General features: G+C 61.0%; 15 protein-coding genes and 3 tRNA genes. 17 read left to right on the top strand and 1 reads right to left on the bottom strand.

From position 1 onward, the window contains the following. The first annotated feature begins 27 nt into the window (after window positions 1–27). From G559_RS0109700 to galU, 10 genes are all read left to right on the top strand, one after another. A complete protein-coding gene (locus G559_RS0109700; protein ID WP_028628031.1) occupies window positions 28–654 on the top strand; it encodes an SCO family protein in 627 nt (208 codons plus the stop codon). A 289-nt stretch (window positions 655–943) separates the two neighbouring features. Continuing rightward, window positions 944–1588, top strand: coding sequence for a response regulator transcription factor GacA (gacA, locus tag G559_RS0109695; RefSeq protein WP_028628030.1), 645 nt, complete (start codon window positions 944–946; stop codon window positions 1586–1588). A gap of 1 nt (window position 1589) precedes the next feature. Next, window positions 1590–3413, top strand: coding sequence for an excinuclease ABC subunit UvrC (gene uvrC / locus G559_RS0109690; RefSeq protein WP_028628029.1), 1824 nt, complete (start codon window positions 1590–1592; stop codon window positions 3411–3413). Between the two features lie 32 nt (window positions 3414–3445). Beyond that, window positions 3446–4006 (top strand): CDP-diacylglycerol--glycerol-3-phosphate 3-phosphatidyltransferase, encoded by a 561-nt coding sequence (pgsA, locus tag G559_RS0109685; RefSeq protein ID WP_028628028.1) that lies wholly within the window; start codon window positions 3446–3448, stop codon window positions 4004–4006. A gap of 70 nt (window positions 4007–4076) precedes the next feature. Beyond that, window positions 4077–4152: transfer RNA gene (locus G559_RS0109680), tRNA-Gly, on the top strand. Between the two features lie 41 nt (window positions 4153–4193). Continuing rightward, window positions 4194–4267: transfer RNA gene (locus G559_RS0109675), tRNA-Cys, on the top strand. A 189-nt stretch (window positions 4268–4456) separates the two neighbouring features. After that, window positions 4457–4542: transfer RNA gene (locus G559_RS0109670), tRNA-Leu, on the top strand. A gap of 596 nt (window positions 4543–5138) precedes the next feature. Continuing rightward, window positions 5139–5423, top strand: a complete 285-nt coding sequence (locus tag G559_RS0109665) for a hypothetical protein (RefSeq protein ID WP_028628027.1) — start codon at window positions 5139–5141, stop codon at window positions 5421–5423. A gap of 110 nt (window positions 5424–5533) precedes the next feature. After that, window positions 5534–6895 carry a UDP-glucose dehydrogenase family protein gene (locus G559_RS0109660; RefSeq protein WP_028628026.1) on the top strand — a complete coding sequence of 454 codons (1362 nt, stop codon included), beginning with the start codon at window positions 5534–5536 and terminating at the stop codon, window positions 6893–6895. A gap of 47 nt (window positions 6896–6942) precedes the next feature. Then, window positions 6943–7782 (top strand): UTP--glucose-1-phosphate uridylyltransferase GalU, encoded by an 840-nt coding sequence (galU, locus tag G559_RS0109655; protein WP_028628025.1) that lies wholly within the window; start codon window positions 6943–6945, stop codon window positions 7780–7782. A 278-nt stretch (window positions 7783–8060) separates the two neighbouring features. Here galU and G559_RS0109650 read toward each other — a convergent pair whose 3' ends face one another. Beyond that, window positions 8061–8483, bottom strand: coding sequence for a VOC family protein (locus G559_RS0109650; protein ID WP_028628024.1), 423 nt, complete (start codon window positions 8481–8483; stop codon window positions 8061–8063). A gap of 94 nt (window positions 8484–8577) precedes the next feature. On the opposite strand from G559_RS0109650, the gene gorA reads away from it, so the two are divergent. From gorA to G559_RS0109615, 7 genes are all read left to right on the top strand, one after another. After that, window positions 8578–9936 (top strand): glutathione-disulfide reductase, encoded by a 1359-nt coding sequence (gene gorA / locus G559_RS0109645; protein WP_028628023.1) that lies wholly within the window; start codon window positions 8578–8580, stop codon window positions 9934–9936. 6 nt (window positions 9937–9942) lie between these two features. Beyond that, on the top strand, window positions 9943–10566 hold the full coding sequence (locus G559_RS0109640; protein ID WP_028628022.1) for a trimeric intracellular cation channel family protein: 624 nt from the start codon (window positions 9943–9945) through the stop codon (window positions 10564–10566). A gap of 4 nt (window positions 10567–10570) precedes the next feature. Next, the gene (locus tag G559_RS0109635; protein ID WP_028628021.1) at window positions 10571–10951 is read left to right on the top strand and encodes a VOC family protein; all 381 of its coding nucleotides are present in this window, start codon (window positions 10571–10573) and stop codon (window positions 10949–10951) included. A gap of 91 nt (window positions 10952–11042) precedes the next feature. Beyond that, window positions 11043–11852, top strand: coding sequence for a dienelactone hydrolase family protein (locus G559_RS0109630; protein WP_028628020.1), 810 nt, complete (start codon window positions 11043–11045; stop codon window positions 11850–11852). A gap of 108 nt (window positions 11853–11960) precedes the next feature. Next, complete coding sequence (locus tag G559_RS0109625; protein WP_028628019.1) at window positions 11961–12470, top strand: TRAP transporter small permease subunit; 510 nt, start codon at window positions 11961–11963, stop codon at window positions 12468–12470. After that, window positions 12467–13798 carry a TRAP transporter large permease gene (locus tag G559_RS0109620; protein ID WP_028628018.1) on the top strand — a complete coding sequence of 444 codons (1332 nt, stop codon included), beginning with the start codon at window positions 12467–12469 and terminating at the stop codon, window positions 13796–13798. Before G559_RS0109625 ends, G559_RS0109620 begins: the two co-directional genes overlap by 4 nt. A 160-nt stretch (window positions 13799–13958) precedes the next feature. Continuing rightward, complete coding sequence (locus tag G559_RS0109615; RefSeq protein WP_028628017.1) at window positions 13959–15011, top strand: TRAP transporter substrate-binding protein; 1053 nt, start codon at window positions 13959–13961, stop codon at window positions 15009–15011. Window positions 15012–15044 lie beyond the last annotated feature (33 nt).

Raw genomic sequence — 15044 nt, 5'->3', positions numbered from 1 at the left:
GGCAACTTCGAGGTGGGAGGAATCAATATGAACACGCGAAGAAAGATGCTGGCCGGGTTCGGTGGTGCGGCTGCCTTGCTGGCTGGTTGGGCCGCCACTCGCGGCAGTGGTGGCCTGGTCGATACCGCTTCAGCGCGCAGTGCCGGGGCGATTCCGTTTCCCAATGTCACGCTTTACACCCACGAAGGTCGCAAAGTGAGGTTTTACGACGACCTCATCCGCGGCAAGGTGGTTACCTTCAACATGATGTACACGCAGTGCACCGGCAAATGCCCGACCATGACGGCAAACTTGCGCCAGTTCCAGCAACTGCTGGGCGACCGGGTAGGGCGGAGTGTGTTCATGCACTCCATCACCTTGCAGCCGCTGCTGGATACGCCCGATGAGCTCAAGGCCTATGTCGAGAAGTACCACATCGGCCGGGGCTGGGAGTTCCTTACCGGAGACCCGGAGGACATCGAGGCCATTCGTTTCAGTCTGGGCTTCTATGACGTCGATCCAGAGGTCGATCGCAATCTGACCAGTCATACCGGTCTCGTGCGTATGGGGAACGACAGTTACGAGCGCTGGACCATGGCGCCGGCACTGACCGGTCCGAAGCACATTCTCTCTACGCTGAACCATGTAGACCGCGAATGGAGCGCGGCCTCCTGAAAAGCACGAGGGTGTCCCTGGCTTAACAGGGGCGCCCTCGCATTGGTTGCCTCCATATCTTCATCCTCTTCATAGAAAAGCTCGATAGTGCATTGTGATTATTGGGCTTTTTCTGGCGCGCGGCGTCTGCGAAGTCATATGCATGGCTATCATTGGATGAGAAATTGGCGCTGATCGTTTGACGGCAAATGCATCTGGCGCTAGGTCATTCTCCGGTCATTTGCTAATGTGAGCCTCATTTGAACAAGCTTGCTGCCAAGGCAGCGCGCGATGCACTGAGAGGTGTCGCTTGATTAGGGTGCTGGTGGTCGATGACCACGATCTTGTTAGAACGGGGATTACCCGCATGCTGGCCGATGTCGATGGCCTGCAGGTGGTAGGGCAGGCTGACAGCGGCGAGGAAGCCCTGAAAAAAGCACGGGAACTCAAGCCCGATGTGGTCCTGATGGATGTCAAAATGCCCGGCATCGGCGGTCTTGAGGCGACTCGCAAGCTGCTGCGTAGCCATACGGACCTCAAGGTGGTGGCGGTGACCGCTTGCGAGGATGATCCATTCCCGACCCGGTTGTTGCAGGCTGGCGCGGCCGGTTACCTGACCAAGGGCGCTGCTCTGGAGGAAATGATCCAGGCGATTCGCCAGGTCTTCGCCGGCCACCGTTTCATCAGTCCGCAGATTGCCCAGCAACTGGCGCTCAAGTCCTTTCAGCCCCAGGCCAGTGGTTCGCCCTTTGATCTGCTGTCGGAGCGCGAAATCCAGATCGCCCTGATGATCGCCAACTGCCAGAAAGTGCAGAGTATTTCCGACAAGCTCTGTCTGTCGCCGAAGACAGTGAATACCTACCGCTACCGGATCTTCGATAAGCTTTCCATTTCCAGCGACGTGGAGCTGGCGCTGCTGGCTGTTCGACACGGCATGGTAGACGCCGTCAGCTAAGATGTCCGAATCCTTCGACGCGAGTGCGTTCCTTGCCGCCTGCAGCGGTCGTCCGGGTGTTTACCGGATGCTCGATGCGGGCGGCAAACTGCTTTATGTAGGCAAGGCGAAGAACCTGAAGAAGCGCCTTGCCAGCTACTTCCGAAAGACTGGCCTGGCGCCCAAGACCGCCGCCCTGGTGGCGCGTATCGTCCAGGTCGAGACCACCATCACCGCCAATGAGACCGAAGCGCTGCTGCTGGAGCAGACGCTGATCAAGGAATGGCGGCCGCCCTACAACATCCTGCTGCGGGACGATAAGTCCTATCCCTACGTACACCTCAGCGACGGCGATTTCCCGCGGCTGAGCATTCACCGTGGGGCGAAGAAGCAGAAAGGGCGTTATTTCGGACCATACCCCAGTGCGGGTGCTATTCGCGAAAGCCTCAACCTGCTGCAAAAGGCCTTCCTGGTCCGCCAGTGTGAGGACAGCTACTACAAGAATCGCACCCGACCCTGCCTGCAGTACCAGATCAAACGTTGCAAGGCGCCTTGTGTGGGGCTGGTAGACCCGGCTGAATACACTGAGGACGTGCGTCACTCGGTGATGTTCCTCGAGGGGCGTAGTAACGCCTTGAGCCAAGAGCTTTCCGTCGGGATGGAAGCAGCGGCACAGCGGCTGGATTTCGAGCGGGCTGCCGAACTGCGTGACCAGATCGCCATCCTGCGTCGAGTGCAGGACCAGCAAAGCATGGAAGGTGGCACCGGCGACATCGATGTGGTGGCTGCCATCGCCACACCGGGCGGAGCGTGCGTGCACTTGATCAGCGTGCGCGGTGGTCGTGTCCTGGGCAGCAAGCACTTTTTCCCGCAGGTTGGTATCGAAGAAGAAGCTGCCGATGTGCTGGTGGCGTTCATTGCCCAGTACTACCTGAGCAATCACGACCGGGACCTGCCCAGCGAACTGATCGTCAACACCACTCACGAAGACTTCCCGACGCTGATCGCCGCGCTGGCCGAGTTGCGCGGTCGTGAACTGGATATCAGCCATCGGGTGCGTGGCACCCGTGCGCGCTGGCAACAGCTGGCCGTCACCAACGCCGAACAGGCCTTGGCCGCACGGCTGGCCAACCGGCAGCACACTGCGGCACGTTTCGAAGCACTAGCCGAGGCCCTTGGCCTGGATGAGACGCCACAGCGACTGGAGTGCTACGACATCAGCCATTCCAGCGGAGAAGCCACCGTGGCTTCATGCGTGGTGTTTGGACCTGAGGGCGCGCTGAAGTCGGACTATCGTCGCTATAACATCGAAGGCGTTACCGCTGGAGACGACTACGCAGCCATGCACCAGGCGTTGTCGCGTCGTTTCAGCAAGTTGAAGGAGGGGGAGGGCAAGTTACCTGACATTTTGCTGGTGGACGGTGGCAAAGGCCAACTCGCCATGGCGCAGGAAGTGCTCAGGGAACTGGCAGTGCCTGAGTTGATTCTGCTTGGCGTCGCCAAGGGCGTCACCCGCAAGCCAGGCTTCGAAACCCTCTACCTCAACGATGCAGCCCACGAGTTCACCTTGCCGGCGGATTCGCCGGCACTGCACCTGATCCAGCAGATCCGCGACGAGGCGCACCGCTTTGCCATCACCGGGCACCGTGCACGACGTGGCAAGGCGCGTCGCACGTCCAGCCTGGAAGAGGTGGCCGGAGTAGGGCCGAAGCGCCGTCGGGAGCTGCTCAAGCATTTTGGTGGACTGCAGGAACTCAGTCGGGCCAGCATCGAGGAAATCGCCAAGGCACCCGGTATTAGCAAAAAGCTTGCTGAGTCGATTTATGCAGCCCTGCACAGCGAGTAGAATGCGGCCTTCCTTCAAAACCAGCCGTAACGATGAATATTCCTAACCTGCTCACCGTTCTTCGCGTACTGCTCATTCCCGTTTTCATACTGCTCTTCTATCTGCCGTTCTCCTGGAGCTACCTGGCAGCCAGCGCGGTTTTCGCCATTGCGGCGATCACTGACTGGTTCGATGGCTACCTGGCCCGGCGTTGGCAGCAGAGCACGCCCTTCGGCGCTTTCCTCGACCCGGTTGCTGACAAGCTGATGGTGGCGGTGGCGCTGGTTCTACTCGTGGAGGAGCACCACAACCTCTGGCTGTCCTTGCCGGCGGCGATCATCATCGGTCGCGAGATCGTGGTATCGGCCTTGCGCGAGTGGATGGCGGAGCTTGGTGCTCGTGCCCATGTGGCTGTATCGAACCTGGGCAAATGGAAGACAGCCGCGCAGATGCTGGCACTGGTCATCCTGCTGGCCAACCCGCCGCTTTTCACCTTCTGGGTGGCGATTGGTTATTTCCTGCTTATCTTGGCCGCAGCCCTGACGCTCTGGTCGATGCTGCACTACCTGCTGGCGGCCCTGCCGCACCTCAGCACGGACCCGAAGGAAAAATAAAAGTTTTTTTGAATCAAGGGGTTGACGGCTGTTCATGAATCTATAGAATGGCGCCCGTCAACACGACAAAGCGGGAATAGCTCAGTTGGTAGAGCACGACCTTGCCAAGGTCGGGGTCGCGAGTTCGAGTCTCGTTTCCCGCTCCAGTTTCACGCGATGACGCCGCCGCAAGCGGCGTCATCGTTTAGGCCGGATGGCAGAGTGGTCATGCAGCGGATTGCAAATCCGTGTACGCCGGTTCGATTCCGACTTCGGCCTCCATCTAAAAAGCCCCGTAGATCAAAAGTCTACGGGGCTTTTTTCATGTGCCCAGGAAACTGGCGTAGTTGCGGGCGCCCAGGCAAGAGCGATCCAGGAAAGCGCAGCAAATGGTGTGCTGTTCAACGCCTAAGTGATTGATTCGAAATTTTATTTGGGCTTAAATCAGCGCCCTGCACCAATGCCCCTCCTGCCCGGATGGCGAAATCGGTATACGCAGAGCACTTAAAATGCTTCGCCCTTTGGGCTTGCGGGTTCGAGTCCCGCTCCGGGCACCATTCAAATCAAGCTCTTGCTGGCCACTCTTTGAGTCTTTTCTTTCGTCACCCAGTTCTTTGCCGGGGTTGCGAGAGCACGTTCAGTTCCAGCACATTTCCAGGCCGGAAGAAAACGATCTAAAAACGTCCTGTCGGAAGCAAAGGGCTTTGCTAGCCTCAATATCAGTAGGTGGATACGCAGACTGATGCGCAAGCGGATAGTGAGGAAACGTGGGGCGCGTTCCGAAGGGTACACGGTTAGAAAGATCTCCCCGATGAGATCCAGCCCTTACGCCGTGTGAAGCAGAAGCGCTTACATGCTTCTGTGGGATGCCTGATAAACCTCGCAAGCCGGAAACCAGCGCCGGCCACCTACTACGAATTCCAGGCCCGCCATGTGCGGGCCTGTTCGTGTCTGGTGATATCTGCTCGACGGTCCTTCCTATATGCTCACCCGACACGGGACCGGAAATGATTCCGTCGTGCTGATGTAGAACCTTTGGCGCTTGCGGGCGGACTAACGCTGATGTTGCGGTGCGCCGGAGGGGCGTATCCGTTGTTTGTTTTTTGGCTGGCTTCAGGGAGCCTGAACGGATCAGGTGAAAGAGGGAAATCGAATGGAATCGAAAGAGCAGCACCTGGTGCGTTTGCTCAGCCTTACGACCCGTAGCCTCACCCATCTCACGGCGGCAATGAGTGAAATGTCGTTCGAGATGATGCGCAGTGAGGATCCGGCGGTGAAGAGCGCAGGACGGCGCATGATCGATCACCTGGCCGCCATAGGCGCCGGGCTTGACCAGCATTGGGAGGCGCTTGCCACCTACAGCGATGTGCCCATCCTTCACGAGAGCACTGAGGCGCTGGTGGAGCTTGAGTTGACGGAAATCCCCCAAGAACCCTGACCAGACGGCCCTCACGGGCCGTTGTTGTTTCTCCGTACTGTCACGTCGCCGTCACGGTCTTGCCATGCGGCTTGGATGGAATCCGCCTATCAATGGTGGAGGGGCTGTCCATGCGACTATGCGTGATTGGTGCGGGTTATGTGGGCTTGGTGACGGCTACCTGTTTTGCCGAGATGGGTAACCAGGTGAGCTGTGTCGAACGCGATCCGTTCCGTCTGGCCCGTCTTCACCGGGGGCAGGTCCCCATCTACGAGCCTGGTCTGGAACCCATGCTCCAGGCTCACCTTGCCAGCGGGCAGCTGAGTTTCACAGCACAGATAGAGGAGGGTATCGACCAGGTCGATATCGTCTTCATCGCTGTCGGGACTCCCAGTGGCGAAGATGGCTCCGCCGACCTTTCCCATGTGCTCGGCGTGGCCGACGAGTTGGGTGCCAGCCTCAAGCGGCCCTGCCTGGTCGTAGACAAGTCCACCGTGCCAGTCGGTACGGCGGAGCGGGTCGCCCAGCGCATCCAGGCTGGCCTCGCTGCCCGTGGCCTGGGCTTCAAGATCCAGGTGGCGAGCAACCCTGAGTTTCTCAAGGAGGGTTCGGCCATCGACGACTTCATGCGCCCGGACCGGGTCATCATCGGCTGTGACGAAGCGGATGCCACCGAGCAGTTGCGCCGCCTCTATGCGCCGTTCCTGCGCAACCATGAGCGGGTGCTTACCATGGGCGTCCGCGCCGCGGAGTTCACCAAGTACGCCGCCAACGCTTTCCTTGCGACCAAGATCTCGTTCATGAATGAAATGGCCGGCATCTGCGCGCGAATGGGAGTGGACATCGAAGATGTCCGCCGTGGGGTTGGCAGTGACAGGCGCATCGGCACCCATTTCATCTATGCCGGCTGTGGTTATGGTGGTTCATGTTTCCCGAAGGATGTGCGCGCCCTTATCAGGACTGCGGAGCAGGAGGGAATTGAGCCCGGCATCCTGCGGGCAGTGGAAGCACGCAACGCGCTACAGAAGACCCTGCTGTTCCAGGCGCTGCGCGAGCATTTCAACGGCGTCCTGCAGGGCAGGGTGGTGGCGCTCTGGGGGCTGGCCTTCAAGCCAGGCACTGATGACCTGCGGGAAGCGCCCAGCCTGGTACTGCTGGATGCACTTCTGCAAGCCGGTGCTCGGGTGCAAGCGCACGATCCTGCGGCCAGTGCCGGGGTTTCCGCTCGCTATCCCAAAGCGGTGGAGTCGGGCCAGTTGCGCCTGGCGGACTCCCCTTACAGCGCGGCCGAGGGGGCCGACGCGCTGGTGCTTGTCACCGAGTGGAAGCAGTTCCGTCAGCCGAACTTCGAGCGGATTCGTGGTCTTATGCGCATGCCCGTGATCTTTGATGGACGTAACCTCTACGAGCCGGCGCAGCTGGTCGAAGCAGGGTTCCTCTATCGCGGCATAGGACGGCCCGCAAGCGGGCATTGTAAGGCGACTGCGGCCTGATTAGACTGCGCGGCAATTCGCCATAACACCCACCCCAAAGGATCGAAATGATCAAGAAATGCCTGTTCCCCGCCGCCGGTTACGGTACCCGATTCCTGCCGGCCACCAAGGCGATGCCCAAGGAAATGCTGCCAGTGGTGAACAAACCGCTGATCCAGTACGGCGTTGAAGAGGCCCTGGACGCTGGTCTGAGCGAAATTTCCATCGTGACTGGCCGTGGCAAGCGCGCCCTCGAAGACCATTTCGACATCAGCTACGAGCTGGAACACCAGATCAAGGGCACCGACAAGGAGAAATACCTGGTCGGCATCCGTCGCCTGATCGATGAGTGCAGCTTCTCCTATACCCGCCAGGTCGAGATGAAGGGCCTGGGTCACGCCATCCTCAGCGGTCGTCCGCTGATCGGTGACGAACCCTTTGCCGTGGTCCTGGCGGACGACCTTTGCCTGAACCTGGAAGGCGACGGTGTCCTGACCCAGATGGTCAAGCTGTACAACCAGTTCCGCTGCTCCATCGTTGCCATCCAGGAAGTACCGCGCGAGGAAACCTCCAAGTACGGTGTGATCGCTGGCGAGATGATCCGTGACGACATCTTCCGCGTGAACAGCATGGTGGAAAAACCCAAGCCTGAAGATGCCCCGTCGAACCTGGCGATCATCGGCCGCTACATCCTGACGCCGGACATCTTCGACCTCATCGAACAGACCGAGCCGGGCAAGGGCGGTGAAATCCAGATTACCGATGCGCTGATGAAGCAGGCGCAGGACGGCTGCGTACTGGCCTACAAGTTCAAGGGCAAGCGCTTTGACTGCGGCGGCGCGGAAGGCTACATCGAAGCCACCAACTACTGCTTCGAGAACCTGTACAAGACCGGCAAGGCCTACTGATCGGCCACGCCACGCAGAGGGCCGCCTTCGGGCGGCCTTTTCATTGGGCCCGGGAAAGGCCTGTAGGGGTGAATTCATTCGCTATGTCTGCGTTAGCGAGGCCAAGAAACTTGTAGGAGCTGGCTTGCCAGCGAAACGGGGCCATTCGCTGGCAAGCCAGCTCCTACGGGCAATGCAGCTGCTTGCAACACGTCATGCAGACATAGCCAATTCATTTGCCAAGCAGGCCGAAGGCCTGCCAATGAGGATCAGACGGGGTCGTATTGCGTCCCTGGGCGTCAGGGAATCGGCAACGCCTCGGATCCCGGCCCCAGTGGTTGGCCGTAGCTGAACTCCACATAGTTGCCCGCAGGGTCGCGCAGCCCGCAGTAGTAGCCCACGGGGTAGGGCTCGTCTCGCGGTGGCCAGATCAGACAGCCAGCCGCCGCGGCCTGGGTGGCAATGGCGTCGACCCGCTCGCGGCTGTCCACGGCGAAACCGAAATGGCTGTAGTCGTCGGTGGCGAGGTGGCGATCATGCCCGCCGGGCATGATCACGAAGATGAACTGGTGTTCCTTGCCGGGTTCCGCCATCCAGACGATCTTCGACCCCTTGGCGGCGCGCTCGTGGATCACACGCATGCCGCAGAAATCGGCGTAGAAGCGGATGCAGGGTTCCAGCTCCGGTACATGCAGGGCCACATGGGTGAGGGTGGGGCGCATGGGACTCTCCTTCTCGATGTCTCAAGGATAGGCCTGGCAACTGGCCAGAGACAGATCTTCCGGTATGCTTGCGGCTTGTTTCTGGAGACTTGCCATGGCTTACGATTTTGACCTCTTCGTCATTGGTGCCGGTTCCGGCGGTGTGCGTGCGGCACGCTTTGCGGCCGGCTTCGGGGGCCGCGTGGCCATCGCCGAGAGCCGCTACCTGGGCGGCACCTGCGTCAATGTCGGCTGCGTACCGAAGAAGCTGCTGGTCTACGGTGCCCACTTCGCCGAGGACTTCGAGCAGGCTCAGGGTTTCGGCTGGTCGCTGGGCGAGGCCGGCTTCGACTGGCCGACCCTGATCGGCAACAAGAACCGCGAGATCCACCGCCTCAACGGCATCTATCGCAACCTGTTGGTGAACAGCGGCGTCACCCTGCTCGAAGGCCACGCCAAACTGGTTGACCCACACACGGTGGACGTCGCCGGTCAACGTTGCACCGCCAAGCACATTCTCATCGCCACCGGCGGCTGGCCGCAGATCCCCGACATCCCCGGCCGCGAGCTGGCCATCAGCTCCAACGAGGCCTTCTTCCTCGAACAACTGCCCAAGCGCGTGCTGGTCGTGGGCGGTGGCTACATCGCCGTCGAGTTCGCGTCCATTTTCCATGGCTTGGGTGCGCAGACGTCCTTGCTCTATCGCGGCGAACTGTTTTTGCGCGGGTTCGACGACTCAGTGCGCCATCACCTGCGTGATGAGCTGGGCAGGAAGGGGCTGAACCTGCAATTCAATTCCGACATTGCCCGCATCGAGAAACAGGCCGATGGCAGCCTCCTGGCCACCCTCAAGGACGGCCGTCACCTGGAGACCGACTGCGTCTTCTATGCCACCGGCCGCCGTCCGATGCTCGACAACCTGGGGCTGGAGAACACTGGCGTCGAGTTGGACGAGCGTGGCTTTGTGAAGGTGGATGAGCAGTTCCAGACTACCGAGCCGTCCATTCTCGCCCTGGGCGATGTGATCGGCCGTGTGCAGCTCACGCCCGTGGCGCTGGCCGAGGGGATGGCCGTGGCGCGCCGCCTGTTCAAGCCGGAGGAGTACCGCCCGGTGGATTACGAGCACATCCCCACCGCCGTATTCAGCCTGCCGAACATCGGCACTGTCGGCCTGACCGAGCAGCAGGCGCGCACCAAGGGTTACAAGGTGAAGCTCTTCGAGAGCCGTTTCCGGCCGATGAAGCTGACCCTCACCGAGAACCAGGAACGCACCCTCATGAAACTCGTGGTGGACGCTGAAACCGACCGCGTCCTCGGCTGCCACATGGTCGGCCCGGAGGCAGGTGAGATCGTCCAGGGGCTGGCCGTGGCGATCAAGGCCGGTGCTACCAAGCGCATCTTCGACGAAACCATCGGCGTGCATCCCACTGCTGCCGAAGAGTTCGTCACCATGCGTACGCCGGTAGGTGCCTGACCCTGAATGGAGCAGCTCTTCTACCTTTCCGATCTGTTTGGCGTGGCTGTCTTCGCCATCACCGGTGCCCTGATGGCGGGGCGCAAGTCCATGGACCTGTTCGGCGTGCTGGTGATCGCCATCATCACTGCCCTGGGTGGCGGCACCCTGCGTGACGTCATCCTCGGTAACCACCCGGTGAGCTGGATCAGGGACGATACCTATATCCTGGTCGCCTCCCTGGCGGCCGTGGGCACGGTGCTCTGGGTGCGCATGACCCGGCCGATCAACGAAACCGGCCTGTTGCTGGCGGACGCCTTCGGCCTCGCGGTGTTTACCGTCTACGGCACCGAAGTCGCCCTTCAGCACAACCTGCAGCCGGGCACGGCGGTGATCATGGGCGTAATCACAGCCGTCGGTGGTGGTGTGCTACGCGACATCATCTGCAACGAGGTGCCGCTGATCTTTCAGAAAGAGATCTACGCGATTGCCTGTATCGCCGGCTCCCTGGTGTTCATCGGCTTGCGCGAAGTGGCGCTGCCTGCCTGGCTGGTCACCGCCGCGGCCATGCTGGTGGTGCTGCTGATTCGCCTGGCGGCCATCCACTGGAAACTCTCGCTGCCGCGCTTCCACCTGCTCGACCGGGACTGACGCCATGATTGAACGCCTCGACCACCTCGTGCTTACCGTCGCCGATATACCTCGCACCCTGGAGTTCTACCAGCGGGTACTGGGGATGCATCACGAAACCTTCGGCAACGGCCGCCACGCGCTGGCGTTCGGCCGGCAGAAGTTCAACCTGCACCAGGCTGGTCGGGAGTTCGAACCCAAGGCCGCGCTCCCAACGCCTGGCGCCATCGATCTTTGCCTGATTACCCGCTGGCCCCTGGAGCGGGTGTTGGAGCACCTGGCGGAGCAGGGGGTCGATGTGGAGGAGGGGCCGGTAATGCGAACCGGCGCTCTCGGCCCGATCGAGTCGGTCTACTTCCGCGATCCAGACGGCAACCTCATCGAAGTCAGCCGCTATCCCGAGTAAGGCTTTTCATTCTCAATCGCTGGCGAAATCCGCTAAACCCGCGACACTGGATGCAATCGCCCGAGTCCATTTCAGGTTGGAGGAATACAGCATGTCCAGGATCGCGCTTCTGTTTGCACTGCTCTTGGGAATCGGTCTTGCCCAGGCCGAGATCAAGACCCGTGAAATCCCGTACAAGGGCCCGGACGGTACCGCCCTGATCGGCTATTACGCCTACGACGATGCCATCGCCGGCAAGCGTCCGGGTGTGGTGGTAGTCCACGAATGGTGGGGCCTCAATGACTACGCCAAGCGCCGCGCCCGTGACCTCGCTGCCTTGGGCTACAGCGCACTGGCGATCGATATGTACGGCGATGGCAAGAACACCGAGCATCCGGCCGATGCCCAGGGCTTCATGGAAGCAGCCCTGGCCAGCGCGCCGGCGGCCAAGGCGCGCTTCCTTGCCGGACTCGATCTGCTCAAGGCGCAGCCCCAGACCGACGCCAGCAAGCTGGCCGCAATCGGCTACTGCTTCGGTGGCAAGGTGGTGCTGGACATGGCCCGCGCGGGTGTGCCCCTGGCGGCGGTAGTGAGTTTCCACGGCGTGCTGGCCGCCACCTCGGCGGCCAAGCCGGGCGACATCAAGGCCAAGGTGCTGGTGGAGCATGGTGAGAAGGACACCTTGGTGCCTATGGCTTCGGTCAATTCGTTCAAGGAGGAGTTCGACAACGCCAAGGCCGATTACCGTGTCGTCGTCCAACCCAACGCCAAACACAGCTTCACCAATCCGGACGCCGATCGACTCAGTCATGCCGGGCATGGCAGCGAGAAGGGGCCTGACCTGGGCTACAGCAAAGTCGCCGACGAAAACTCCTGGAACGATATGCAGGAACTGTTCAAGGAAGCCTTCGCGCAACCTTGATGCTCGGTTGATGCACCCTGTACGCAACGTGCAGGGTGTCGGCGCCTTGGCATTCTCCGGCCATCGGCTAGAGTTTCGGAAGACGGCAACTCTTGCGGGATTCGCGGCATGTTCAATGCCATAGGCGCCTATGTCAGGGGAGTGGAATGGTTCAACCGTGTGGTTGGCCGCTTCGCCATGTACCTGATTTTCGTGATGCTGGCCGTCCTCCTGTATTCGTCGACTTCCAAGACCTTCTTCACGCCGTCGATCTGGACCCTGGAGTCGGCCCAGTTCCTGATGGTCGCCTATTTCCTGCTGGGCGGCGCGTATTCCATGCAGCTCGACGCCCATGTGCGCATGGACCTGATCTACGGACGTTTCAGCCCTCGGACGCAGGCCGTCCTCGATGCGCTCACGGTGGGATTTCTGCTCTTCTACCTGGCGTTGCTGCTTTACGGTGGCATCTCTTCGACCCAGTACGCCCTGGAGTACAAGGAAACCAGCTACTCGTCCTGGTCACCGCAGATGGCGCCAATCAAGGTGGTGATGACGTTCGGCATCTTGTTGATGCTGCTGCAGGCCATCGCCAACTTCTTCCGCGACCTGGCCGTGATCCTGGGCAAGGAGCTTCCATGAGCTACGAGCTCATCGCACTGCTGATGTTCAGTTCGATGATGCTGCTCCTGCTTACCGGCAAGCGGGTGTTCGGTGCCATCGGCTTCGTCGCTGCTGCGGCCTCGCTGTTGCTATGGGGCGATGGCGGCTCGGAGATGGCCTTCAGTGCGGCCATGAAGCTGATGAAGTGGTACCCGCTGCTGACCCTGCCGATGTTCGTGTTCATGGGCTACATGCTTTCCGAGTCGCGCATTGCCGACGACCTCTACCGCATGTTCCACGTCTGGATGGGACCACTGCACGGCGGACTGGCCATCGGCACGATTTTCCTGATGGTGGTGATCGCGGCCATGAATGGTCTCAGCGTCGCGGGCATGGCCATTGGCGCCACCATCGCCATGCCAGAGCTCCTCCGACGGGGCTACGACAAGATTATGGTCACCGGCGTGATTCAGGCGGGCAGTACCCTCGGCATCCTGATTCCCCCCAGTGTCGTGCTGGTGCTCTACGGCATGATCGCCCGCCAACCCGTGGGTCAGTTGTGGCTGGCGGGTGTGTTTCCCGGCCTGCTGATGGCGGCGCTCTTCATCCTCTACATCGTCATCCGCTGTCGCCTGCAACCGCAGCTCGGGCCACCGCTGAGTCGTGAGGAGCGTGAGCAGATCACCTGGGGTGAGCGCATTCGCCTGCTACGCGCAGGGTTGGTGCCGCTGTTCATCTTCCTGACCATGACCGGGCTGTTCCTGCTGGGCTACACCAGCCTGGTGGAAAGTTCCGCCGTTGGGGCTCTGGGCGCAACCCTGGCGGCGCTGATCCAGGGGCGTCTGACCCGACAGGTGATGGAGGAAACCCTGCGCAAGACGCTGGGCATCACTTGCATGTTCATGTGGATCATCCTTGCGGCGCTGTGCTTCGGAGCGGTGTTCGACGGTCTCGGTGCGGTCAAGGCCATCGAAGGGCTGTTCGTTGAGCAGATGGGCTTGGGTCCCTGGCATATCCTTATCCTGATGCAACTGTCCTTCATCATCATGGGCATGTTCCTCGATGACACTGCCATGCTGGTGATCGTCGCACCGCTTTATGTGCCGCTGGTGGGCGCGCTGGGCTTTGACCTGGTCTGGTACGGCGTGCTCTACACCATCACCTGCCAGATGGCCTACATGACGCCACCCTTTGGCTACAACCTGTTTCTGATGCGAGCAATGGCGCCGCCGGAAGTGACCTTGAGGGACATCTATGTCTCCGTGGGCCCCTTCGTGATCGTGATGATCGTCACCCTGGCGCTGGTAATGATCTTCCCCGACATCGCCCTCTGGCTGCCCCGGTGGCACTACGGCGCGGGACAATGAATTGTCAGGACCGGCAGCACGACCAGCAGCAGTTCCTGGCGTGACGGACATGAAGTTGAAGTGAAGGGTCTCATGCCGACCTGAGAAGCTGCGCCGCCCCCGGCGGCGCTGGGTTGGGCGGGTGCCAGGCACCCCCTTCCACTCTCCAGGAGGTAACCGCATGAGTACCAGACGTACGTTTCTCAAAGGCGCCGCCGTCGCCACCGGCGCGGTGGGCGCCACGACGCTCGGCGCACCGTTCGTGCATGCCCAGTCCGGCAAGAAAATCACCTGGCGCCTGCAGACCTACGCCGGGCCCGCCCTGGCCGAACACGTGATCAAACCGTCGATCGAGGCGTTCAACAAAGCCGCCAACGGCGAGATGGAGATCCAGCTCTATTTTGCCGATCAGCTCGTACCCACGGGTGAACTGTTCCGCGCCATGCAGAAGGGCACCATCGACGCAGTGCAGAGTGACGATGACTCCATCGCCGCCCCCGTGGACGTAGCGGTATTCGGTGGCTACTTCCCCTTTGCTACCCGCTACAGCCTGGATGTCCCCACGCTTTTTCATCAATGGGGCCTGAACAAGATCTGGGAAGAAGCCTATGGCGAAGTGAAGGGCGTTACCTGGCTGGGTGCCGGTTCCTGGGACCCGTGCAACTTCGCCACGGTACAACCTATCCGCAGCCTCGCTGATCTCAAGGGCAAGCGGGTGTTCACCTTCCCGACGGCGGGCAAGTTCCTCGCGCGTTTCGGCGTGATACCTGTGACGCTGCCCTGGGAGGATGTGGAAGTGGCGGTGCAGACCGGCGAGCTCGATGGCATCGCCTGGTCCGGCATCACCGAGGACTACACGGTGGGTTGGGCCAACGTCACCAAGTACTTCCTCACCAACAACATCTCAGGTGCCTGGATCGGTTCCTACTTCGCCAACTCCGAGCGCTGGGCCGAAGTTCCCGAGCACCTCAAGACGCTGTTCCGACTGTGCATGGACAGCTCCCACTATTACCGCCAGCACTGGTACTGGGGCGGCGAAGCCAAGCTGCGGGTGGAAGGCACCAAGTTGCAGCTCACGTCCATCCCAGACGAGGAATGGAAAACGGTCGAAGATGAGGCGCATAAGTTCTGGGACGAGATCGCCAAGACCAGCCCGCGTTGCGCCAAGGTCGTCGAGATCTTCAAGCAGTACAACGCCCTGATGACCAAGGCCGGCCCACCGTACCGCTACTGAAGCTGTGGCCCGGTCCGGCGGTGAGGCCGGACC

Origin of the sequence: Metapseudomonas resinovorans DSM 21078 (assembly GCF_000423545.1) — a bacterium.
GTDB classification, from domain to species: Bacteria; Pseudomonadota; Gammaproteobacteria; order Pseudomonadales; family Pseudomonadaceae; genus Metapseudomonas; species Metapseudomonas resinovorans.
The sequence above is the reverse complement of the archived record's forward strand: the minus strand, read 5'-3'. Positions and strand labels throughout refer to the sequence as shown.